A 21652-nucleotide genomic window follows, 5' to 3' on the forward strand; every position below is an offset into this window, starting at 1 on the left:
ATTCTAAAAATCTTAACAATTAACATTTGTGACCAATCTGTACTTGTTTTCATAAGATGAAACTGATAAACTTATAAATACACTGATTCGATAAGTAAGTAGTTGGAATAGATAGGAGAAATGTAGGTTCATGAAGACATTGGCGAAGGTGTTTTTGATTTTAATCGGCCTTTTATTGGTTTTATATATTGTAGGATTCGTATTTTTCCAACAGTATTTTTTACCTAATACGATTATTAACGGGAAAGACTTTGGTTTGAAACCAAGGGCGAATTTTGTTCAGACCTATGAAGGGATTTGGAAGAACCACTCTTTGGAATTGTCTGGAAGAAACGAAAGAAAAGAAACCATTTATCCAAAAGATTTTGATTATATAGAAAAAATCGAAAACTATAAAGGATTGAATGAGAATCTTTTTTATTGGCCTATTCATAGTTTGACAAGAAATGAATACAAAGTAGATGCAAAAGTAGAATTTAATGAAGGAAAATTAAATCAAGCCATCGACAAATTAAGTATGGTTTCCTCTTCCAATATTAAAGATCCAGTACCTGCTCATATTGGTTATGAGCAAGGGAAGGGATACGTTGTAATCCCAGCAGAAGAAGGGGACCGATTAAATAAAGAAAAATTAAAAAAAGAAATTTTATCCAGCTTAAAAGCAGGAGAATATCAATTGAATTTAGAGGAGAAAAAAGCCTACGTTACGGCAGAACCTGCTGAAGATATGGATAAGATGGAAAACCATGCAAAGAGCTTAAATGAAATCGAAAGCTATAGTTTGGCTTATAATTTTTCTGACCGAGTGGAAAATTTGCGAGGAGAAGATTTAATTCGCCTATATTCTCAAGATGAAAAAGGGAATTTAATTCCCGATCGAGAAAAAGCAGCGGCCTATGTAAAAGAATTGGCAAAAAAATATGATACTTTTAAGGGAACGAGAGATTTTAATATAACAGGTGGCGGAACGGTTCGCATACCAGGTGGAATCTATGGTTGGTTAACGGATCAAGAAAAAACTACCGACGCTTTAATGGCGGCTATGGAATTAAAAGAGCCACAAGAAATGAAGCCGTTTTATTCTAGAGAAGCCCAATCTCGTAACGTAGATGATGTAGGAAATACCTATATTGAAATTGATATAGCAAGACAACATATGTGGATGTATAAAAATGGAGAGAAAGTTTTAGACACAGCGGTTGTAACGGGAGATCCAACCAAAGGAAATGGAACCCCAACAGGGACTCACGTAATTTGGAGTAGAGAACGAGACCGCTATTTAACAGGAGCAACATGGAGAAGTCATGTAAATTATTGGATGCCATTTAACTGGACCGGTTGCGGAATCCATGACAGCAATTGGCGTTCTTCCTACGGTGGAAACATTTATCGAGGAAATGGAAGCCACGGTTGTGTAAATACGCCACCAGGAATCGCGGATGATTTTTACAATCAAGCTTTCCACGGTATGCCTGTAATTGTCTATAACTCAGCAACACAAAAAATATAAGAGAGAAGAGATCTTTTATGGATCTCTTTTTTATTTGGAAAATATTTTGAGAAAATATATCAATTCCTATAATTTTACTATACAAGCAAAAGCCTTTGTGTTATAATAAGAACAAGATAAAAATAAGATATCTTCAGGGCGAGGCGAAATTCCTCACCGGTGGTTATAGTCCACGAGTCGATTGACTGAATTGGTGAAATTCCAATACCGACGGTATAGTCCGGATGAAAGAAGATGGCTTTTAAGCTGCCCCGAAGATTACGGGCATTTTTTTGTGCTCGAATTCATTTGGGAGGATATCAATGAACCAAGTATCAAGATCAAAATCTTTAAGTAGCACACAAGTAATTACTCGTGTGGCTGTATTGTCCGCTATTGCTTTTATTTTAATGTTTTTCCAATTTCCTTTGGCTGTAATCGCACCACCATTTATCCAATTGGACGTTTCTGACGTGCCAGGATTGATTGCGGGATTTGCCATGGGCCCATTGGCAGGGATTGCCGTTGAGTTCTTCAAAAATATTTTGCATATGTTATTGCAAGGAACTTCTACCATGGGAGTGGGAGAGCTTAGTAACTTTATTATCGGTTCCACATTGGTAGGCGTATCTTCTGTGATTTATCGTAGAAAACGCACATACAAAACAGCCATTATTGCTTTGTTTGCCGGAACGGTATGTATGGCATCTTTGGCCGTATTAAGCAACTACTTTGTTGTATTTCCATTGTATGCAAAGGCTATGGGATTGGAAAATATCGTAGCAGCAGGAACAGCTATAAACGGAAACATTACTTCTTTGTGGACAATGATGATTTACTCTATCTTGCCTTTTAACTTAATCAAAGGCTTGGTAATGACAATTGTAACTTTGTTGATTTACAAAAAAGTATCTTATTTATTGCATTAAAAAAGACCAGTCGAAAGACTGGTTTTTCTTTTGCGTAAAATTTTGAAATAAAAAAGAACCTGCCAGAGGGTAGGCTCTTTTTGTTTGCAAATTATTCAGCGTCTTCTTCTGTTTCTGTTTCATCAACTGTTGGAACATCAGCAGCAGAGATTTCTTCGCCTTCAACTTCTTCTTCGATTACTTCTTCTTTTGGTTCATTTAAGGAAGCAACGGCTTCTTCTGCTTCTGTAAGAACTTCGATTCCATCAATAGAAGAAACATCTAAATCAGCAACGGTTAATGTATCGCCGATTTCCATATTTTCAACATCAACAACAGCTTCGCTTGGAAGGCTTGTTGGCAAACATTCTACTTCTACTTCGTCTAATAATTGCATCAATACAGATGGTTGTACTTTGATGTTGTCGCGATTTTGAAGAACAACAGGAATAGAGAGTTTTAATTTTTCTTTCAAGTTTACTCCATAAGCGTCAAAGTGAAGAATTTGGTTTTTGTATGGGTGCATTTGAACGTCTTTGAAAAGAACTTTTGATGCAGTTCCATCTAAATCAACATCTACAAGTGTAGAAGTACCAGCAGCGTTAACGATTTTTTCTAATTCGTTTTTCTTCGCTGCCACATGTACTGTTTCTTCTCCTTTAGAGTACAATACACCTGGAACAATTTCTTCATTTCTCATTTTATCAACCTTATTTTTACCAAGGTCTTCACGTTTCATAAGATTCAATTTTAATTCTGACATGGTCTACCTCCTATTAGTATCTGTTTTCAGTCAACTATATATTATACTAGAAACCCTTGTTATTATCTACTATTATTCCAGAATTCTCCAAATTTCTTAAAATCTTTCTCCCTCAGTGGTAACGATCAAAGCTTCTGGGCCCAAATGCGCTCCTACTACAGGGCTTAAAGGCTGAATTCTGATTTCGTATTGTGGAAATTCTTCTTCGATTAACCCTTTTATTTTTTCCGCTTCCTTTTCATTGTCGCAGTGAGAAATAATGCAAGGGCCTTCTTTTAATCCATGGTCTTGGATTTGTCGAAGAATTTCTTTGTGAGCCATTTTCAATCCTCGAGCCTTAGCAAAAGGAGTCAACTTCCCTTCGGTATCAAAATTCAATAAAGGTTTGATACTTAGAGCGGTTCCTAATAGAGCACTAGATGCACTCAAACGGCCACCACGATAAAGATGGGTTAAACTCATAGCGATTCCAATTCCCATAACATCTTGCCGTGCTTTTTCCAAAAACGCAGCATTTTCTTCCACAGACATTCCAGCCTCTAAATTTTTAATGGCCTTATCCAATGGGATGCCCGCAATGGAACAAGCAGCCAAACTGTCAATTAAATACATTTTCTGATCGGGAAATTCTTTTTCTAAAATATTTTTTGCCAATTCAGCTTGAGTAAGAGTGCCTGTAATTTGGCTACTTAAAGAAAAATAAATCAGATCTTGTCCTTTTTCTAATACTTCTCGAAAGCTCTCTTCGTATTTTATAGAAGGAATCATAGAAGTAGAAGGCAACTCTTCATTTTTAATACGTTGATAAAAGTTTTTATGGAAATCTGCGGATTCGTCTCCGTAAATGGTAACAATTTCTTCGCCAAATAAAACATCCATAGGGATGACATGAACATTTTCTGGGATTTCATCCCGAATCAACTCAATGGCTGCATCGGTAAAAATTGCATAGGATGACATAGGTTCCCCCTTTCTATACATACATATACATTATATCATAATCGCTTCATATGAGGGTTAGGAATTTATAAGAAAAAAATGAAAGTGAAGTGTTTAAATTACTTACTTTTTGGGTAGGTTTATAATCGGAAAAAGAAACAAACTATATAAAGAAAGAATGTAAGGTGTATTGAAAGGGGAATTTATGAAATCAAAAATGAAGAACATGGCGCTTGTTGTTTCAGCGATGTCCTTATTGGTAGCGTGTGGACAACCTGCAGCCAACGGAAATAACAACGCCGCAAACAACACAGCCGCAAACAATGGAGCAGCAAACAACAATGCGACAACTGAGGTGGCAGCAGGGGATATGGCTAAATTAGGTCTAGGATTTGATACAGAAGTTGTAGCGAAATCTAGCGAAGGCGAAATGGGAGCAAGTACCCAAGGAAATGCCTTAGCTGTTGCCGTTGCGTTTGATTCAGAAAATAAAATTGTAGACATTAAATTTGATGCCATTCAACCAAAAGTAGAATTTGACAGCGAAAACAATTTGGTTGAAAACACAGAAGAAATTCGATCAAAAGTGGATTTAGGCGATGAGTATGGAATGAAAGAAGCAAGTGCTATTGAAAAAGAATGGTACGAGCAAGTGGCTGCCTTGGAAGAATATTTCAAAGGAAAAACAGTAGAAGAAGTAGAAGCCGTTCCTACAAAAGATGGCAATACACCAGACACTCCAGACTTGGCTTCATCCGTAACCATTAGCATTGGTGAATTCCAAAGTCTTGTAAAAGAAGCTTCTGAAAATACGGTAGATATTCCAGGAGCAACGGATATTGGTTTGAAGTTAAAAGCCGATACTTCTAAAAGCAAAGGCTTAGAAGGAGAAATGGGACCAAAGGCTGCTATGGATATTTATGCGACAGCCGTTGCAGTAGATGGCGAAGGCAAGTTGGTAGATAGTATATTAGATATTTCTCAACCAGAAGTAGAATATTCTGTAGACGGTGTAGCTCCAGAAGGATTGGAAGCATTTATTCAATCCAAACGTGAATTGGGAGCAGAATACGGAATGAAAGCGGCAAGTAAAATCGAAAAAGAATGGTTTGAGCAAATGGATGCCTTGGAAGATTATTTCCAAGGAAAATCCGTTGAAGAAATTACAGGAGTAACCTTAGAAGAAGGTAGCGAAGCGGCCGCGGATTTGGCTTCTTCTGTAACCATTAAAATTGACGAATTAAAAGAAATGATTGTTGGAGCAATGGAAAACGTAAAAAAATAATCCAATAGATGTTTGAGGACAAAGGTAAGAATGATTCTTACCTTTGTTTTTTGTGGGGAATTTGATAATATATTCTTAATTAATTTTTAAGGGGGAAGAAATGAAAAAAACATTGATTGCCTTGGTTTTGGCCATGGTTTTTATGATGACCAGTTGCGCCAATAGCGGAAAGGATTCCAATAAAAATATTTCTTTGATGCGTTATGAAGTAACCTATTATGATAGTTTTGATACAATCATTCAAGGGATTTTGTACGCCGAAAGCGAAGAAGAGGCAAAAGAATATGCCAATATTATGCATGATGAATTTTTGCGTTTGCATAAATTGTACGACAAATACAACGCCTACGATGGAATTACCAATATATATTCCATAAACGAAAACGCAGGACAAGGGCCCATAAAAGTAGAGGCAGACATTATCCATCTTCTAAAAGATGCAAAAGATTGGTACGGCCAATACGGCAGCACCAATATTGCCTTTGGTTCTGTAACTGAAATTTGGTCAGATTATCGAGATGGCCACGAAGTTTCTCAAGATTCCATGGACGCAGCGGCAGATCATCACGACCATAATCACGAAGAAACAACCGAAGAGGGGCATGATCACGAACACGAGGCGAACTCTCCTAGTTTGCCTCCTATGGCGGATTTAAAAGCGGCCAATGAACATACAAATATAGAAGATGTTATCATTGACGAAGAAAACCAAACGGTAGAGATTAAAGATCCTGATTTGCGTTTGGACGTAGGAGCCGTAGCCAAAGGATATGCCACAGAAAAAGTAGCGAAAAAATTGATAGAAAGCGGAATGGAAGCAGGATTAATAAGTGCAGGCGGAAATGTTCGTATTATTGGAAATCCTCCAGAAAATGACAAAGATTATTTTGCCGTAGGATTGCAAAATCCTGATGCGGTGATGTCTATGGATCCTTCCAATGAAAATATGATTGACACCGTTTATGCAAACAATACGTCCATTGTAACCAGCGGGGATTATCAAAGATTTTATATTGTAGATGGAAAATCTTATCACCATTTAATTGATCCAACGACCCTTATGCCAGCGGATCATTTTCGTGCAGTAAGTATTATGGCAGAAGACAGTGGATTGAGCGATTTTCTATCAACGGCAGCTTTTTGTTTGCCTTACGAAAAGAGCAAGGCTTTAATCGAATCCATTGACGGAGTTGAAGGATATTGGATTCACAAAGACGGAACCGTAACCTTTACTGAAGGAATGGCGAAACATTTGAAGAGCCAAGGAGCAACGAATCGAGGATAAAATGTTAAGAAACAATGTGTTATCAACAATATTTCAAATCCTTTTAAGTATTTTTTGGACACTGGTTTTATTGTTAATAGGAAAAAATCCTTCCATGGAACACTTTTTTTACGGGAATCCTTTGATTCCTTGGATTTTGTTTCTTTTAATATTAGGTCTATTTTTTGTTTTTGGAAAATTTCTTTTTAAGGATTTGGACAAAAAAGAAATTTTTCTTAGTACCCTTTTGCCAGCCTTAATAGGCTACCTAACCATAGGAATTGCCTTAGCTGGCTCTGGAAATGGAATTTTTCATAGTGAAGTAGGAAAAAATTTAGCTCATATGCCCATGTATCTTTATTTGATGCCTCAATTGTATGGGATGGAAATAGTAGGAATAAGTAGAACGCCTTTTACCATAGGGATCGCTCCTCTCATAGGAAGTGGAATGATGCTTTTGAGTTTGTGGATTTCCTATTGGAAGGCCAATCGATAGAAAAGGAAGAGATATGTACAATTACAATATGGAAGAATTATATGAAATGACTGTTGAAGCTTTAAGAAAAAATGGCGTAGAAATCCGAGACATAGCCGAGATTGTATACGATTTGCAAAAAGTTTATGGCGAATTGACCATGGAAGTGTGCGAAGAGAATGTAAGAGCCGTGTTGAAAAAAAGAGAGACCGTACACGCCATTTTAACCGCCATAGGCATTGATGAAATGGTAGAAAAAGGATTGTTCCCGGAACCCATCCAATCCATTATTAAAGAAGATGAAGGGTTGTATGGAATTGACGAAATTTTAGGTCTATCCATTGTGAATATTTATGGTTCCATTGGGTTGACCAATTTTGGCTATTTGGACAAACAAAAAATGGGAATTATTGATCGTTTGGATAAAATGAAAGGCAAAAAAGTTACGACCTTTATTGACGATATTGTGGCAGCCATTGCAGCGGCAGCGGCTTCTCGCTACGCCCATCAAAATGTAGCCAAAGATCCAGCCTCTGTAGAAGGGTTGGTACGATGAAATTTACGGCAAGAGGGATAACAAGAATGGCTCTAATTGCGGCCGTTTACTTTGCTTTATCCACATTGGTATCCTCTGTTGCCTACGGGCCCATTCAGTTTCGGATTTCAGAAATATTGAATTTATTGGCTTTTTATAATCCCGTATTTGCCCCGGGAATCGTTTTGGGTGTCTTTTTCACCAACTTAGGATCCCCTTTGGGCATTTATGATTTATTTTTTGGAACCCTTCACACAGCCATTTCTCTGTATTTTATGACTCGTACCAAAAATAAACTTTTGGCCAGTTTATGGCCTACGATTTTTTCCTTTATTATTGGGATGGAATTGGCCTTGGTAATGGGGGGAGGATTTAAGGGATTTATTACCATGACATTGTCTGTAATGGCTTCAGAACTGATTATTTGCACCCTTATTAGTTTGCCCGTGTATTCTATTTTAGAAAAAAACCATAAATTTATTGATATAATTGCAAAATGATGAGATACTAAATGAGAAAAGGAGTGTTGTTCAATGAATGTAAAATTATGCGTAGGCTCACGATGTACTATGATGGGATCCAATGGAATTTTGGATGCCCTAGAAAATTTAGTTGAAGACTTTTTTCAAGATGGTAGTTTAACCATTGAGCCAGTAAACTGTATGAATTTGTGCAAAAATGTTGAGAATGCAAACTCACCAGTAGTAAGTATTGATGGAGATGTTATTACCCGTGCATCTGCTCAAGAAGTGTGTGAGGCCGTTCTTAAAAGAGCCAACAAATTGGTAGACTAGGAGGTAGTAGTGAAAGAGAGTTATGTAAGTGTTGTAAATCTACGTCGTCGCGTATTCTCTGAGGTGGCACGTATTGCATACACTGATGCCCCTCTAGAGGAATTAGAAACAGCAGCCTATAGATTGTTTCCAGGGACTGCAAATTCCGATGTAGAAGATATTTTTAGAAAAAGAGCCATTGCCGAGGAAATGATTCGTTTGGCAATGGGTCTAGAAGTTCGTGATTTCCACGACTTCAAACCAGTTACCGACGGATTTGATAGAATCAATATTGACGAAAATATTTTTCAAATTCCTTTGGTAGACGTTATTAAATTTGCTTGTGAAGCTTGTCCAACTCGAGGCTTTACAGTAACAAATAATTGTAGAAAATGTATGGCTCATCCATGTTCCAATGTATGTCCTGTAAATGCGATTACCATTGGTCGGGAAGGAGCGGTAATTGATAAAGAAAAATGTGTAAAATGTGGCCGTTGCGAAAAAACTTGTCCATACAATGCGATTGTAGAATACGATCGTCCTTGTGCAAAAGTTTGTGGTGTAAATGCCATTGAATCCGATGAATTGAATCGCGCCATTATCAATCACGACAAATGTGTAGGTTGTGGACGTTGTGTAACAGAATGTCCTTTTGGTGCCATTGGAGACAAAACGCAAATCTACCAATTGGGAAAAGCATTAAGATCAAAACGGAAAATTTATGCTATTATGGCCCCCTCTTACATAGGTCAATTTGGAGCATTAACAACCCCTGCCCAATTGACAGCAGCTATGAAAAAATTAGGTTTTGAGGACATGGTAGAAGTAGGACTTGGCGCAGATATGACAACCCTTCATGAAGCCAACGAATACTTAGAAAGAGTTCCAGAAAAAATTCCATTTATGGGAACCAGCTGTTGCTATTCTTGGTCCCTATTGTTTGAATATAACTTCCCTGAATTAAAGGGTTATATTTCGGATTCTGGATCTCCTATGAAATATACGGCTGAACACATTAAGAAAATTGATCCAGAAGCAGAAGTATGCTTTGTTGGACCTTGTACATCCAAAAAAGTAGAGGCCATTGATTCCAAAGTAGAAGATTACGTAGACTTTGTTATTACTTTTGAAGAATTAATGGGAATTTTCGTGGCAGCAGATATTGAGCCATCTGAAATGGAAGCAGTAGAAGAAGAGGAAGAATCTTCTCGTTCTGCCCGTGGTTACGCTATGGCTGGCGGTGTAGCAGCGGCAGTAAAAGAAGTTGCCGAAAAAATCGACCCAAGTCGAAACATTCAAATTGAAGGAGCCAATTCTTTGAAAGAATGTATCAAGTTGATTCAAATGGCAAAAGCGGGTAAAAAAGATGGATATTTGTTAGAAGGTATGGCTTGTGATGGTGGATGTATCGCCGGTATGGGGACAGTTGCCTCCATTACTCGAGTGAGAAAAGCCTTAAGCCAATATATGAACGAAGCGGAAGCCCCCACTCCTTTTGAAAATGAATTGATTCCGGACCACTTAAAGGCGGATCATCAATAAGAAAAAAGACTCTACCAAAAGGTAGGGTCTTTTTATTTCTATTGCACGGAAAGAAAATCTGTGATATATTGAAAAAAATGAATAAATCATATATGCCTTGTGCGAGCCTATGGCTTAGGGAATTGGGTGCAAATCCCAAACTATCCCAGTAACCGTAACGTGGACAAAGGACAAAATACCACTGCCTTTTTTGGCGGGAAGGTGTCTGGAGGAAGAAGCGAAGTCGGGAGACCTGTATATGATTTGGAACTCCTGGGTTTGGGCTTTTTTTTGGTGACTTCCCAGGCGGAGTCTTTTTTTATTGGAGGAAAAAATGAAGAAATTTTTACAAGTAACAGCCATTGGATTGAGTTTATTTGCTTTGGTAGCCTGTGGACAGCAAACAACAAATAACACAGCCAATGTAGAAACCAACAATGCAGCAACAGAAAGCGTAGCAGAAAAGGGCGCCTATACGGTAACCGATATTCAAGGAAGAGAAGTTTCCTTTGAAAAAGTACCAGAAAAAGTAGTAGCCATTAACCCATCCAATACAGAAATGTTAGATGCCATTGGAGCGGCAGATAAAATTGTTGCTAGAGGAAGTTATGTAATGTATCCAGAAAGCGTAGCAACTCTTCCAGAAGTAGAATCTGGATCCAAATTAAACGTAGAACAAATTATCGCCTTAGAACCAGACGTTGTATTTATGAGCGTAATGGATCAAAGCGTAGAACAAATAGAAGCCTTGGAAAAAGCAGGGGTTCCTGTCGTAATGACAGACCATAAAAATACTTTAGAAGAAGTATACCAAGGAATTCAATTGGTAGGACAAGTTATGGACAAAGAAGACGAAGCCAACCAAGTGGTTGAAAATATGAAAACTTCTTTCGAAGAATTGGCAAAAAATAAAGAAGCCAACGAAGGAAAAACCGTTTACTTTGAAGTTTCTCCCTTGGAATATGGATTGTGGACTTCTGGCAAAGGAACTTTTATGCAAGAAGTAGCCGATATTATCGGAATGAAAAATATTTTTGATGATGTAGAAGGTTGGGCAGAAGTGTCAGAAGAACAAGTATTAGAAAGAAATCCTGACTACATTGTAACCATTACAATGTACTACGGAGAAGGACCTTCTCCAGAAGAAGAGATTCCATCTCGTCCAGGTTGGGAAAATGTAACGGCAGTAAAAGAAAATCATATTTTGCACATTAAAGATGATTTATTGTCAAAATCTTCTCCTCGCTTAGTAGAAGGAGCAAAAGCCTTCTCTGATTTTGTAAACGAGAAATAATATATGTTACAGTACAAAGGATGGAGGACGCATGTCCTCTATCTTCTTATAACCCTATTTACAATGGGAGTTTGCGTTGCCTTAGGAAGCGTCAACATTCCCTTAAAAGAAGTTTTTTCTATTATGAGCCAAGGCATCCAAGGAGGAGAAACTGGTGCAATGGGCTCCATCGTTTTATCCGTGCGATTTCCCCGGGTATTAAACGTGGCCTTAGTAGGAGCAGGACTCGCCATTAGTGGAGGAGCCATGCAAGGACTTCTTAGAAATCCACTGGCCGACGGTTCCACCCTAGGCGTTTCCGCCGGAGCCGCCCTAGGAGCCATTCTTTCCATCGCCTTTGGAATTTCTATTCCCTTTTTTCCTCTAGGAGGAACGGTGGTTATGGCCATAGTATTCGCTTTTTTGTCCATCGTATTTATACTATCGTTGGCCCATAAAGTAGACCACTCTCTTTCCACCAACACCATTATTTTAATCGGGGTAATCTTTTCCATGTTTGCCTCAAGTATCTCTAGTTTTATCATTGTTTTGGCTTCAAACAAAGTCGAAAGCATAACCTTTTGGCAAATGGGAAGTTTAGCCGGAAGCACCTATAAAGGCGCCGCTTTTATTGCGATTGTATTGATTCTAAGTTCCCTTCTCATTCTATCCAAAAGTAGAGAACTAGACGCCTTCGCCATTGGAGAAAGAAACGCCCAACACATAGGGGTAGATGTAAGAAAAACAAAACTCTTAATTATGCTCTCCATCTCTGCCATAATAGGCGTCTGTGTAGCCTTTAGCGGAATGATTGGATTCGTAGGGCTAATTATCCCTCATATGGTTCGAAAAATTACCGGGCCAAACCACAGAAAACTTCTCTCCCTTTGTATTTACGTAGGAGCGAATTTTCTCCTTTTAGCGGATCTCTTAGCCAGAACCATTTTAAGGCCACTAGAATTACCCATTGGAATCGTAACCTCCTTTGTAGGAACCCTATTGTTTATCTATATCTTCTATAATATGAGAAAGGCGGAATAATGTTACAAGTAAAAAATTTAACCGTAGCATTTACGGGACAAACCATCCTCGACTCCATAAACTTTCATATAGAAGAAGGGGACTGGCTTATGATTATTGGATCTAACGGTGCAGGAAAAACAACCATAACCAACGCAATTTCCCAAAGTCTGCCCTATACAGGGGAGATTCTTTACAAAGGAACCGACATCAAAGAAATGAGATCCAAAGATCGAGCCGAAAAAATCGGGGTACTTATGCAAAATCATATGGTATCCTACGGATTCAAAGTAAAAGAAATTGTAGAAATGGGACGTTACGCCTATTCCAAAGACTTTTTGTCCACCATAAGTGACGAAGACGAAAACATGGTAGAATATGCCCTAGAAAAAACAGGATTAAAAAAACTAAAAAATCAATCCGTATTAAAACTATCTGGAGGGGAATTGCAAAGAACCTTTTTGGCCCAACTCATTGCCCAAAATCCCTCCCTTATGATATTGGACGAACCCACCAATCACCTAGACATTTCCTATCAAGAACAAACCTTTAACCTAATACGAGACTGGTTAAAAGAAGGAAATCGTGCCGTAATTTCCGTAGTCCACGATTTGCGTCTTGCAAGAATGTACGGAAACAAAGCCCTCTTACTCAAAGAAGGAAAAATTATGTTTGCAGGAAAAATGGAAGAAGTAATGCAACAAGACGTATTAAAACAAGGATACGGCGTAGATGTCTACGACTGGCAAAAACGACTCAATAAAAATTGGAATTAAAAAAAGCGTGCCACAAAGGCGCGCTTTATTTTTTCTTCGCTTTTTCAATTTTCGGAATTTTATCCTCGCCCATTAAAAGAGCCTCAATATTTCTCTGATCAAAAAGCAAAATCTTCTCATCATTCAACTGTTTCTTTGCATTTTCATCCAATTTCGCACTATCTACAATCAATATTTTTCGGTCGTCGGTATCCCCAGGGAAATGTCCCAAAATATCCTTCACTTCCATAGGAGAAATAATTCCCTCGATTTCAAATTTCTTAATTTCCACCGCATAGGTTCGACGTTCCTTTTTCATACGAAAGTCAAAAGGCAAAGACGGATTGTCCCGGTCATTATCGATAATCTCATAACCATTCCGTTCAAAAGCAAGCTCCGCCAATTTCTCATGGGTAAGCTCCGATTCCAAAAGAGAAAGAGCCTTCAAAAGATGAGTCGGGTAGAGCTTCATAATCCCGCTACAAATATAAGTCCCATTCTCCCTATTGTAATTTCGCATATCAAAAGCAACCAACATATCATCCACCACATTAAAAAGTCCGTGGGCAATTGCATTTCGCAAATGACGCAAAAGAGAAGAAGTCTTGGTTTCTCCATCGGCCTGTGTTAAAATAATTTTCTGGCATCTTGTACAGATCGCCTCACGATAATATTCCACAATATCATCATCAATAAACTTCAAAAAAATCGCATCTTTTTCCGTAAGCTCCATCTCTTCTAAAATTAAAGAAAAAGTAAACTCATCATAAAGAGCCTTTTCAATTAACTCATTTTTAGAAGACTGTAGAGAATTAATATTGGGAACGTACCACAACAAATATTCCAAAGCCGTTTCCATGGCTTCATTAAGATTCAAAGGTCTAGGTCTGTGGAAAAGAGAATATTCTTTTCTCGAACCATGGGGGCAGTCGTATTCAAAACCCTGACGGTAAAAACTAGGTAGTTGATCTTTTTTCATATGTACCTCCTAATTTAATTATACATAAGTTTTACAAGATGGAAAAGAAAAGGAAAAAAACAAGGAAATTCTTGAAAAAACCACAACAATTGGTTGACAAACCTTGAAAAAATCGGTAAAATATCTACTAGTGTTTTGAAAAGCCCCGGAAACTTTAGAAATACAACCTGATTGAAACCTGAGGAGGATACCCAATGAAGACAACTATGGCAAAAGCCAGTGAAATCAATAGAAAATGGTATGTCATCGACGCAGAAGACAAAGTTCTAGGTCGTTTGGCAGCTGAAGTGGCTACAATTTTAAGAGGTAAAAACAAACCAATTTTTACTCCACACGTAGACACAGGAGATTTTGTAGTAATTATTAACGCAGAAAAAGTAAAAATGACTGGAAACAAATGGGAAGACAAAATCCATGCTTACCATACTGGATATCCAGGAGGACGTCGTGAAGTAAAATATAAAGATCTTCGCGCAAAACACCCAGAAAGAGTTATTGAGTATGCCGTAAAAGGTATGCTTCCAAAAAACCGTCTAGGTCGTCAAATGTATAGAAAACTTAAAGTTTATGCTGGCAGTGAACATCCACATGCAGCACAACAACCTGAAGTTTACGAATTTTAAGAAGGAAGGGTGAAAGAATGGCAACGGAACAATTCAGAGGCACAGGAAGAAGAAAAACATCTGTAGCGCAAGTACGTCTTGTATCAGGATCCGGCAAGTTCACCATCAATGGTCGCGACATCGAAGAATTTTTCGGTTTCGAAACTCTTCGTACAGTGGCTAAGGCTCCTCTTGTATTAACGGAAACTGAAGGTCAATACGACGTTTTAGTAACAGTTAAAGGTGGAGGATACACTGGACAAGCTGGTGCAATCCGTCACGGTATTTCCCGTGCACTAATCGAAGCAGACGCAGAATTACGTCCAACTTTGAAACGTGCAGGATTCTTAACACGTGATCCACGTATGAAAGAAAGAAAGAAATACGGTTTGAAAAAAGCGAGAAAAGCTCCACAATTCTCAAAACGTTAAGATTTTACAAAGAAACAAAACCCTATTCCATTATGGAATGGGGTTTTTCTTTGCTTGTAGAGGTTTGGGAATTCTTGCGAGAAAAAGAAATTGTGTAAAAGAATAGGGGAGAATAAGGGGCGCAGCTGTATTTTCGGCTTTATGGGAGAGCCATATAATGATATAATTCTAGAGATGGCTATTAAATAAAAATAGCAAAAAGATTGTGTTATCGATTTCCTAAGGAATTCGCAGAATTTAGAAAAAACAGAGGGGTAAGGAGAAATCTATGATTACATCAGAAGAAATCAAAGTGCGCTTATGGAATGGAGCCAATGAACTAAGAGGGTCCATGGACGCCAGCCGATACAAAGACTACATGTTAGGCCTTATGTTCTATAAATTTTTAAGTGACCAAACGCTAAAAACATTCGCAACCACCGCCGGCTTATCCAGTGGAGACGATTGGTACGAAGAATATAAAGAAGCACACGAAGAATATGGTGCCGAATTGGAAAAAATGATCCAAGACGTTTTGGGCTATTTTGTGCGCCCAGAACACCTTTACCAAACATGGATAAAAGATATGAACTCCGGTCATTTTGAAGTACAAAAAGTAACCGATAGTCTAAGCCAATTTGAACGCAGTATCTCCGTAACCAACGGATCCGATGACTTTCAAGGACTCTTTGCCAATTCCACTTTGGATTTATCCGACACAGCCTTAGGAAGCAACCTAAACGAACGGAGCAAAAATATTCAAGCACTCATTCGTCTATTTGAAGACTTAGACATGGTCGCTCTTCAACAAGGAGACGTATTAGGAGACGCCTATGAATATCTTATTGGAAAATTTGCCATGGAATCTGGGAAGAAGGCAGGAGAATTCTACACTCCTCACCAAGTCAGCGAAGTCATGGCCCAAATTGTTGCCACAAAGGGAGAAATTGCATCCATTTACGACCCAACCGTTGGGTCTCGTGTCATAATTATGACAACGGCAGATAGTAACGATGAATACAGGGGTTTGGCCCGCTACTAAAAATATAAAATAATGGATTGGAGATAAAAATGGATTTTGAGATTAGAGAAGCACTTCCAAGTGATGCAGAACAAATTCTTTTAAATGCAAAAAAATGTGGAGGTGAAACAGATAATTTGAGCTATGGGAAAGAAGGTTTTAGTTATACTTTAGAACAGGAAGAAGAATTTTTAAAGAACTTGTTAAAAAGTCAAAACCAAATATTATTTGTAGCAGAAGTTGATAGTAAGATTGTTGGGACAGCAAGTTACACGACTTCTAATATAAAAAGATTATCTCATCGTGGTAGCATAGGTTTATGTGTTCAGAAAAAATTTTGGAATCAAGGAATTGCTACTTCTTTTATGGAACACCTAATAAAATTTGGAAAAGAAGAAGCTGAAGCTAAAATAATTTCTTTAGGTGTTAGAAGTGATAACCAAGTGGCTATTCATTTGTATAAAAAATTTGGATTTGAAAAAATTGGAACTTTTGAAGGTTATTATGAAATAGATAATGAACTTATTGATGTCGATTATATGAATTTGAAACTTTAAAAAAGAATGTTCATTTATAGACATCTATATGAAATTTAGTTAATTTTGTAATAGTTTACAATCCACCTGAAAGAATGAAAGATTTGTAGCTATGAACAATGATATTGCCATATGATTTTACACCCGTTCTCGTGTCATAATTATGACAACGGCAAATAGTAACGATGGGAACGGGCTTTCGAGCCTTATACTAGAGAGACAAAATACAAATTGGTGTGCTATTTAGAGTATTATGGGTACATTTTAGAGAAAAGTGATTATTATCAGGAAGGTAAAAAAAATGGAACATAAAGGGACAGTTGTGATTGAAACTAAACGTCTATTACTTAGGAGATTTAATATGGACGACATAGAGTTTGCATTTAAGAACTGGACAAGTGATGAAAAAGTAACTGAGTTTTTAAGGTGGCCAACTCATAAAGATATAACAATCACCCAAAGAGTATTAGAAGATTGGATAGATAATTATAAAAACGAAAATTATTATCAATGGGCTATAGAATTGAAAGAAATATCTGAACCTATAGGTTCTATTTCTGTTGTTGATATGGATGATAAAACAGATAAGGTTCATATCGGTTATGCAATCGGTAGTAATTGGTGGAATCAAGGAATTACAAGCGAAGCATTTAAAGGAATTATTCCTTTCTTGTTTGAGGAAATCAAGGTTCAAAGAATTGAGTCACAGCATGATCCTAACAATCCAAATTCAGGAAAAGTAATGCTGAAAAATGGATTAACTTTTGAAGGGATTTTAAGACAAGCCGATTGGAGTAATAAAGGGATAGTTGATGCTTCTATGTACAGTTTATTAGCTGAAGAATACTTTAATAAAAACAAAGTTAACAACTATCCAGATTAAATCAGTAAACCATCAGAAAGCTATTAAAAATATAGTTGAAAGCATTGATATAACTATAAGATTTTTCTTGTGGATCCGGCTCCCTTCTTTTAACCGTAAAGAAACATTTAAGCGAAGACGAACAAAAAAATTTGAATTATTACGGCCAAGAAAAGAATACAGCAACCTATAACTTAACTCGAATGAACCTCCTACTTCATGGCGTTCGACCAGAGAAAATGAGCATAAAAAACGGCGACACCCTTGCCCAAGACTGGCCCGAAGATCCAGAACGACCCAACGAAGGAGTACAATTTGACGCTGTAGTAATGAATCCGCCCTATTCCATAAAAAATTGGAATCGTGCCGGATTAAAAGCAAGCGACCCACGATTTGAAATCGCCGGGATTTTGCCCCCCGACTCAAAAGGAGACTTTGCCTTCTTGCTCCATGGCCTATATCACCTATCAACAGAAGGAACCATGGCCATCGTCTTGCCTCACGGAGTTTTGTTCCGTGGCGCTGCAGAAGGAGAAATTCGGAAACGCTTAATCGAAAAAAATCAAATCGACGCCGTAATCGGATTGCCAAGCAATTTATTTACCAACACAGGAATTCCCGTATGTATTATTATTTTGAAAAAGAACCGAGGCTTACAAAAACCCGTTCTATTTATTGACGCTTCCAAAAACTTTATTAAAGTCGGTAAACAAAACGCCCTTCAAGAAAAAGATATAGCCAAAATCGTAGACATTTACCAAAATCAAATCGAAGAGAAAGGCTATAGCCACTTAGCCACTCGCCAAGAATTGATTCAAAACGACTACAATATGAACATTCCTCGCTATATAGAATCCATAGACGAAGAAATTCCCCATGACGTAGACGGCCATTTATACGGTGGGATTCCAGAAAAAAATATCCAAGACCTAAAAGTCTTAAACCTAGCTGTAAAAGAAGTATTAGAAGAAGCTCTAATCCAAAAACGCCCCGGTTATTTAGAATTGACTCTAACCACAGAAGAATTTTCAGAAAAAGTTCTATCGAACCCCGCCGTTCAAGAAAAATCTGCAAAAGTAAAAAAAGTAGTCGAAGAATACATTCAAAACTATTGGAACAAGTTGCATCAATTAACCCCTGAAACCAATACAAGAATACTAAAAGCAGCCATGTTAGAAGAAATAAAAAAACAACTGGAATCCTTTGAACACATTGACATCTATGAAGGGTACCAAATTATCGCAGAAATTTGGACAAAAACACTAACCCACGACGCAGAATTAATTGAACAACTAGGATTCTATAAAGCCGGACGGACTCGTGAACCCAACATGGTAACCAAAGGGAAAAACAAAGAAAAAATCCAAGACGGCTGGAACGGCGCAATCATTCCTAACAATCTAATAGCAGAAGAATGTTACAAAGAAGAACAATTAGAAATCGATGGGCTCAGATCTCGTATTTCAGAAATCGAAAGCCAATTAAGCGAATTAGTAGAAAACGCAAAAGTAGAAGACAGCGAAGAAAACAACGCATTATTTGACGTTCTAAAGAAAAACGAAGACGGAGACCCACAAGATAGCTTTGATGGAAAGCTAGTAAAAGCAGGACTAAAAGAAGCAGAAAAAAATTCAGAAGAATACCATTATCTAAAACAAGTGGATGATTTAACCAAAGAAAAAAGTTCTATTAATAAATCCATCAAAGAAAAAGAACAAGAACTCAAAGAAAAGGTATCCAATCGAATCGAAAACTTAACCGATGAAGAAGTGGATAGGCTATTGTACAAAAAATGGTTTGGCTCCGTTGTAGAAAAAGCCTTGTCCCTTGTAGAGATGCCATTGAAAAAAGAAATTTCAATCATTGAGGAATTAAACAAGCGCTATTCCCATACATTGGACGACATCGACGAAGAAATTGCCAGCCTAGAAAAAGAGTTAGAAGCTCTTATGAACGAATTGGTGGTGCTCTAATGATAGAAGAAAAAAAGAACATTCCCAAAAGACGGTTTAAGGAATTTGAAAAAGCGGAAGCTTGGGAATAGCGTAGGTTGGGAGAGTTTGTTGACAAGGCAGTCGATAATAGAGGGAAAACACCTCCATTAGATGATAATGGAATTCATCCATTAATAGAAGTGGCGGCACTTGGTGGAATACATCCTGATTATTCGAAAATTGAGAAATATCTAAATGAGAAATCCTTTAAGAATAATTTAAGAGGATACCTAAAAAAAGGAGATATTTTATTTGCTACTGTTGGAAGTATAGGGCTCGTAAGTCTTATGGATTCAAAGGAAGAGTCAGCTATTGCACAAAATATAGTAGGTTTTAGAGCGAAAGAAAATTTTATCCCTGATTACCTTTATGCAATGTTTTCAAATGAAAAAAATCAGTACAAGGCAAAAAGAATTGTAATGGGTGCTGTTCAGCCAAGTATAAAAGTTTCTCAGCTTGTTAATGTTGAGTATGTACTTACTTCAAATTTTCTAGAACAAAAACAAATTGGTTCATTTTTCCAGAATCTCGACCGCCTTATCACCCTTCATCAGCGTAAGCTTGATTTCTTTTAACTTAAACCAGATAAATATCGCATAACTAAATCGGTATCTTGATTTTCAAGTTCCGATATAACATGCATGTACACTTTTTGAGTCGTCGTTATAGAAGAATGCCCCAATCGTCTCGAGACACTTGCAATAGATACCCCTGCATACATTAAAAGAGAAGCATGGGTATGCCGTAAACCATGTATCGAAATAACCGGGACTCCCACTTTTTTACAATGCCTTTCCAACCATTTATTCGGCGTTGAGTTGCAAATGGGTCCATTGACAAAAATCGGCTGATTTTCAGGTAAATCTTTTATCAATTGCTGAAATTGCATACTTAATTGCCAATCAATCTGTACCTTCCGGACAGAGGATTTATTTTTCGTTGGCAAAAATCCTCCTTCACCTTTATAGTCCCAAGTTTTTGTAACGGACAAATTTTGTTGAACAAAATTAAAATCCGCTGGCGTTAACCCCAAGGCCTCTGAAAATCGTAGTCCTGTTTTTGCAATAAGTAAAATCAACCAATCCCAATTGATTTTGTCTTCTAAATTCAAACTAGCCAGAACACTATGAAGTTCAAATTGGTTCAAATATTTAATTTTCTTGGCCCTTGGGGCTTTTCCCTTGAAAATAACTTTCCGCGTAGGATCTCTATTTACCAACCCCTCATCCACAGCATCCAACACAGCTCCCTTAATTTGGTGATGAAAATCGATAACCGTTTGTCTTTCGTGGGTTTTGGCGTACTCATTTAATATTTGCTGATAAATGGTTCGGTCCAGTTCACACAATTTCAGATTTGGGACAATATTTTTTAGATGTTGATAATTGTTTCGATACTTTTCAAGGGTAACTGGGCGAACCGCTCCTTCTTTGAAAAGTTTTGTCCATTGTTGAAAATATTCATGTAACAAAGATTCTCTTGTAATTTTATTCATAACTTCCTTTCTTGCTTACGCTGATGAAGGGTGATAAGGTTGTCGAGATTTGAAAAATACTCTGCAATTTTAGCTTGTTCTTCTTTCGATACAGGGATTTCATAAACTAATTCACTAATCGAACTCCAATTTACATAGATTTGTGTATTCCCTTGAGACGCACGAATAATCTTTGAACGAATATTGTCAGCATTCAAAAGTTGATACAAAAATTCTGGCAGATATTCATTTTCATAAACTTCGATTCGTTCAGTTCGCTGATTATAAACATAGGTATCATCAGCATCTATAAGCAAAACTCGTCCAATAATATTACCCGAAGCGGTCTTATCGTTAAGTATCATCGTTAAATCATTTTTGTTTAAAATTCTTTTTTCTGTCTTTTCTGTTTTTGCGGCTCTAATGCCTTGATCTGTATATTTGCTTGCTTCTGAATAAGATCCGATGCTAATGACTTTATATTTTCCAGTTTCAGTAAATTCTGATTCTATCGAGGTTCCGCTGGTTGCTTTTCCGAACTCCCCCAGCTTCCGCTGTTCCCAAGCATAGTATTTTTACCAATCTCCTTAATTCTTAAATATTTTTTTGACAAACCTTTTCCTTTGTGTTAGACTATGTCCATAAGAAAAAATTAAATACATCTTCAGGGCGAGGTGCAATTCCTCACCGGTGGTGATAGTCCACGAGTCGAAAGATTGAATTGGTGAAATTCCAATACCGACGGTTATAGTCCGGATGGGAGAAGAGAAATTT

At 37.5% G+C, this 21652-nt stretch carries 22 protein-coding genes, 2 pseudogenes and 3 riboswitches; of the genes and pseudogenes, 19 read left to right on the forward strand and 5 right to left on the reverse strand.

Going from position 1 to position 21652, the window contains the following annotated elements:
- The first annotated feature begins 130 nt into the window (after positions 1-130).
- Together LQU94_RS00455 and LQU94_RS00460 are read left to right on the forward strand one after the other, a co-directional pair.
- Positions 131-1510, forward strand: coding sequence for a L,D-transpeptidase family protein (locus LQU94_RS00455; RefSeq protein ID WP_230634041.1), 1380 nt, complete (start codon positions 131-133; stop codon positions 1508-1510).
- A 125-nt stretch (positions 1511-1635) separates the two neighbouring features.
- Positions 1636-1750, forward strand: a riboswitch (FMN riboswitch).
- A gap of 62 nt (positions 1751-1812) precedes the next feature.
- Entirely contained in the window at positions 1813-2418 is a 606-nt protein-coding gene (locus LQU94_RS00460) for an ECF transporter S component (protein ID WP_230634044.1), read from the forward strand.
- A 91-nt stretch (positions 2419-2509) separates the two neighbouring features.
- Here the strand turns inward: LQU94_RS00460 and LQU94_RS00465 are convergent, their stop codons facing one another.
- Together LQU94_RS00465 and LQU94_RS00470 are read right to left on the reverse strand one after the other, a co-directional pair.
- Positions 2510-3160 (reverse strand): 50S ribosomal protein L25, encoded by a 651-nt coding sequence (locus tag LQU94_RS00465; protein ID WP_230634047.1) that lies wholly within the window; start codon positions 3158-3160, stop codon positions 2510-2512.
- Between the two features lie 96 nt (positions 3161-3256).
- Positions 3257-4120, reverse strand: a complete 864-nt coding sequence (locus LQU94_RS00470) for a DegV family protein (protein WP_230634050.1) — start codon at positions 4118-4120, stop codon at positions 3257-3259.
- 184 nt (positions 4121-4304) lie between these two features.
- Here LQU94_RS00470 and LQU94_RS00475 point away from each other — a divergent pair, with 184 nt between their 5' ends.
- From LQU94_RS00475 to LQU94_RS00520, 10 genes are all read left to right on the forward strand, one after another.
- Positions 4305-5384, forward strand: coding sequence for a hypothetical protein (locus tag LQU94_RS00475; protein ID WP_230634053.1), 1080 nt, complete (start codon positions 4305-4307; stop codon positions 5382-5384).
- A gap of 100 nt (positions 5385-5484) precedes the next feature.
- Positions 5485-6669, forward strand: a complete 1185-nt coding sequence (locus LQU94_RS00480; RefSeq protein ID WP_230634056.1) for an FAD:protein FMN transferase — start codon at positions 5485-5487, stop codon at positions 6667-6669.
- Between the two features lies 1 nt (position 6670).
- Entirely contained in the window at positions 6671-7144 is a 474-nt protein-coding gene (locus LQU94_RS00485; RefSeq protein ID WP_230634059.1) for a hypothetical protein, read from the forward strand.
- 13 nt (positions 7145-7157) lie between these two features.
- Positions 7158-7679 carry a phosphatidylglycerophosphatase A gene (locus tag LQU94_RS00490; RefSeq protein ID WP_230634062.1) on the forward strand — a complete coding sequence of 174 codons (522 nt, stop codon included), beginning with the start codon at positions 7158-7160 and terminating at the stop codon, positions 7677-7679.
- Positions 7676-8158 (forward strand): QueT transporter family protein, encoded by a 483-nt coding sequence (locus LQU94_RS00495; protein ID WP_230634064.1) that lies wholly within the window; start codon positions 7676-7678, stop codon positions 8156-8158. The genes LQU94_RS00490 and LQU94_RS00495 overlap by 4 nt, the downstream gene beginning before the upstream one ends.
- 33 nt (positions 8159-8191) lie before the next feature.
- Complete coding sequence (locus tag LQU94_RS00500) at positions 8192-8452, forward strand: NAD(P)H-dependent oxidoreductase subunit E (RefSeq protein ID WP_230634066.1); 261 nt, start codon at positions 8192-8194, stop codon at positions 8450-8452.
- Positions 8453-8461: 9 nt separating this feature from the next.
- On the forward strand, positions 8462-9973 hold the full coding sequence (locus LQU94_RS00505) for a 4Fe-4S dicluster domain-containing protein (protein ID WP_230634069.1): 1512 nt from the start codon (positions 8462-8464) through the stop codon (positions 9971-9973).
- A 73-nt stretch (positions 9974-10046) separates the two neighbouring features.
- A riboswitch (cobalamin riboswitch) is annotated at positions 10047-10228 on the forward strand.
- 58 nt (positions 10229-10286) lie between these two features.
- Positions 10287-11246: an ABC transporter substrate-binding protein gene (locus LQU94_RS00510; protein WP_230634072.1), complete on the forward strand. Its 960-nt coding sequence runs from the start codon at positions 10287-10289 to the stop codon at positions 11244-11246.
- A 3-nt stretch (positions 11247-11249) separates the two neighbouring features.
- Entirely contained in the window at positions 11250-12266 is a 1017-nt protein-coding gene (locus LQU94_RS00515) for an iron ABC transporter permease (protein WP_230634075.1), read from the forward strand.
- Positions 12266-13021, forward strand: a complete 756-nt coding sequence (locus tag LQU94_RS00520; RefSeq protein ID WP_230634078.1) for an ABC transporter ATP-binding protein — start codon at positions 12266-12268, stop codon at positions 13019-13021. The genes LQU94_RS00515 and LQU94_RS00520 overlap by 1 nt, the downstream gene beginning before the upstream one ends.
- A gap of 25 nt (positions 13022-13046) precedes the next feature.
- Here the strand turns inward: LQU94_RS00520 and LQU94_RS00525 are convergent, their stop codons facing one another.
- Positions 13047-13979, reverse strand: a complete 933-nt coding sequence (locus LQU94_RS00525) for a hypothetical protein (RefSeq protein WP_230634081.1) — start codon at positions 13977-13979, stop codon at positions 13047-13049.
- 194 nt (positions 13980-14173) lie between these two features.
- On the opposite strand from LQU94_RS00525, the gene rplM reads away from it, so the two are divergent.
- The 7 genes and pseudogenes from rplM (at position 14174) to LQU94_RS00560 (ending at position 19979) form a co-directional block, all read left to right on the forward strand.
- The gene (gene rplM, locus LQU94_RS00530) at positions 14174-14602 is read left to right on the forward strand and encodes a 50S ribosomal protein L13 (protein WP_230634084.1); all 429 of its coding nucleotides are present in this window, start codon (positions 14174-14176) and stop codon (positions 14600-14602) included.
- Positions 14603-14619: 17 nt separating this feature from the next.
- Complete coding sequence (rpsI, locus tag LQU94_RS00535) at positions 14620-15012, forward strand: 30S ribosomal protein S9 (RefSeq protein WP_230634087.1); 393 nt, start codon at positions 14620-14622, stop codon at positions 15010-15012.
- Positions 15013-15280: 268 nt separating this feature from the next.
- Positions 15281-16033, forward strand: a complete 753-nt coding sequence (locus LQU94_RS00540) for an N-6 DNA methylase (RefSeq protein WP_230634090.1) — start codon at positions 15281-15283, stop codon at positions 16031-16033.
- Positions 16034-16062: 29 nt separating this feature from the next.
- A complete protein-coding gene (locus LQU94_RS00545; protein ID WP_230634093.1) occupies positions 16063-16569 on the forward strand; it encodes a GNAT family N-acetyltransferase in 507 nt (168 codons plus the stop codon).
- 280 nt (positions 16570-16849) lie between these two features.
- Complete coding sequence (locus tag LQU94_RS00550) at positions 16850-17431, forward strand: GNAT family N-acetyltransferase (protein WP_255702360.1); 582 nt, start codon at positions 16850-16852, stop codon at positions 17429-17431.
- A gap of 71 nt (positions 17432-17502) precedes the next feature.
- Positions 17503-19383: pseudogene (locus LQU94_RS00555) on the forward strand (type I restriction-modification system subunit M); the annotation flags it as partial.
- A 77-nt stretch (positions 19384-19460) separates the two neighbouring features.
- Entirely contained in the window at positions 19461-19979 is a 519-nt protein-coding gene (locus LQU94_RS00560) for a restriction endonuclease subunit S (protein ID WP_230634099.1), read from the forward strand.
- Here the strand turns inward: LQU94_RS00560 and LQU94_RS00565 are convergent.
- Positions 19976-20899 (reverse strand): site-specific integrase, encoded by a 924-nt coding sequence (locus LQU94_RS00565; protein WP_230634102.1) that lies wholly within the window; start codon positions 20897-20899, stop codon positions 19976-19978. The two genes, LQU94_RS00560 and LQU94_RS00565, sit on opposite strands and share 4 nt — an antisense overlap.
- Positions 20896-21429 (reverse strand): annotated as a pseudogene (locus tag LQU94_RS00570) (restriction endonuclease subunit S); the annotation flags it as partial. The gene LQU94_RS00565 and the pseudogene LQU94_RS00570, both read right to left, overlap by 4 nt.
- A gap of 105 nt (positions 21430-21534) precedes the next feature.
- Positions 21535-21650, forward strand: a riboswitch (FMN riboswitch).
- Positions 21651-21652: the final 2 nt, after the last annotated feature.

It is taken from the genome of Peptoniphilus sp. KCTC 25270 (genome assembly GCF_021012875.1).
Classification (GTDB): Bacteria; Bacillota; Clostridia; order Tissierellales; family Peptoniphilaceae; genus JAJMZJ01.

What these genes read in the sequence shown, in the direction of transcription:
- LQU94_RS00455 (WP_230634041.1), top strand. Translation starts at nt 131, where the DNA reads ATGAAGACATTGGCGAAGGTGTTTTTGATTTTAATCGGCCTTTTATTG.
- LQU94_RS00460 (WP_230634044.1), top strand. Translation starts at nt 1,813, where the DNA reads ATGAACCAAGTATCAAGATCAAAATCTTTAAGTAGCACACAAGTAATT.
- LQU94_RS00465 (WP_230634047.1), bottom strand. Translation starts at nt 3,160, where the DNA reads ATGTCAGAATTAAAATTGAATCTTATGAAACGTGAAGACCTTGGTAAA.
- LQU94_RS00470 (WP_230634050.1), bottom strand. Translation starts at nt 4,120, where the DNA reads ATGTCATCCTATGCAATTTTTACCGATGCAGCCATTGAGTTGATTCGG.
- LQU94_RS00475 (WP_230634053.1), top strand. Translation starts at nt 4,305, where the DNA reads ATGAAATCAAAAATGAAGAACATGGCGCTTGTTGTTTCAGCGATGTCC.
- LQU94_RS00480 (WP_230634056.1), top strand. Translation starts at nt 5,485, where the DNA reads ATGAAAAAAACATTGATTGCCTTGGTTTTGGCCATGGTTTTTATGATG.
- LQU94_RS00485 (WP_230634059.1), top strand. Translation starts at nt 6,671, where the DNA reads ATGTTAAGAAACAATGTGTTATCAACAATATTTCAAATCCTTTTAAGT.
- LQU94_RS00490 (WP_230634062.1), top strand. Translation starts at nt 7,158, where the DNA reads ATGTACAATTACAATATGGAAGAATTATATGAAATGACTGTTGAAGCT.
- LQU94_RS00495 (WP_230634064.1), top strand. Translation starts at nt 7,676, where the DNA reads ATGAAATTTACGGCAAGAGGGATAACAAGAATGGCTCTAATTGCGGCC.
- LQU94_RS00500 (WP_230634066.1), top strand. Translation starts at nt 8,192, where the DNA reads ATGAATGTAAAATTATGCGTAGGCTCACGATGTACTATGATGGGATCC.
- LQU94_RS00510 (WP_230634072.1), top strand. Translation starts at nt 10,287, where the DNA reads ATGAAGAAATTTTTACAAGTAACAGCCATTGGATTGAGTTTATTTGCT.
- LQU94_RS00515 (WP_230634075.1), top strand. Translation starts at nt 11,250, where the DNA reads ATGTTACAGTACAAAGGATGGAGGACGCATGTCCTCTATCTTCTTATA.
- LQU94_RS00520 (WP_230634078.1), top strand. Translation starts at nt 12,266, where the DNA reads ATGTTACAAGTAAAAAATTTAACCGTAGCATTTACGGGACAAACCATC.
- LQU94_RS00525 (WP_230634081.1), bottom strand. Translation starts at nt 13,979, where the DNA reads ATGAAAAAAGATCAACTACCTAGTTTTTACCGTCAGGGTTTTGAATAC.
- rplM (WP_230634084.1), top strand. Translation starts at nt 14,174, where the DNA reads ATGAAGACAACTATGGCAAAAGCCAGTGAAATCAATAGAAAATGGTAT.
- rpsI (WP_230634087.1), top strand. Translation starts at nt 14,620, where the DNA reads ATGGCAACGGAACAATTCAGAGGCACAGGAAGAAGAAAAACATCTGTA.
- LQU94_RS00540 (WP_230634090.1), top strand. Translation starts at nt 15,281, where the DNA reads ATGATTACATCAGAAGAAATCAAAGTGCGCTTATGGAATGGAGCCAAT.
- LQU94_RS00545 (WP_230634093.1), top strand. Translation starts at nt 16,063, where the DNA reads ATGGATTTTGAGATTAGAGAAGCACTTCCAAGTGATGCAGAACAAATT.
- LQU94_RS00550 (WP_255702360.1), top strand. Translation starts at nt 16,850, where the DNA reads ATGGAACATAAAGGGACAGTTGTGATTGAAACTAAACGTCTATTACTT.
- LQU94_RS00565 (WP_230634102.1), bottom strand. Translation starts at nt 20,899, where the DNA reads ATGAATAAAATTACAAGAGAATCTTTGTTACATGAATATTTTCAACAA.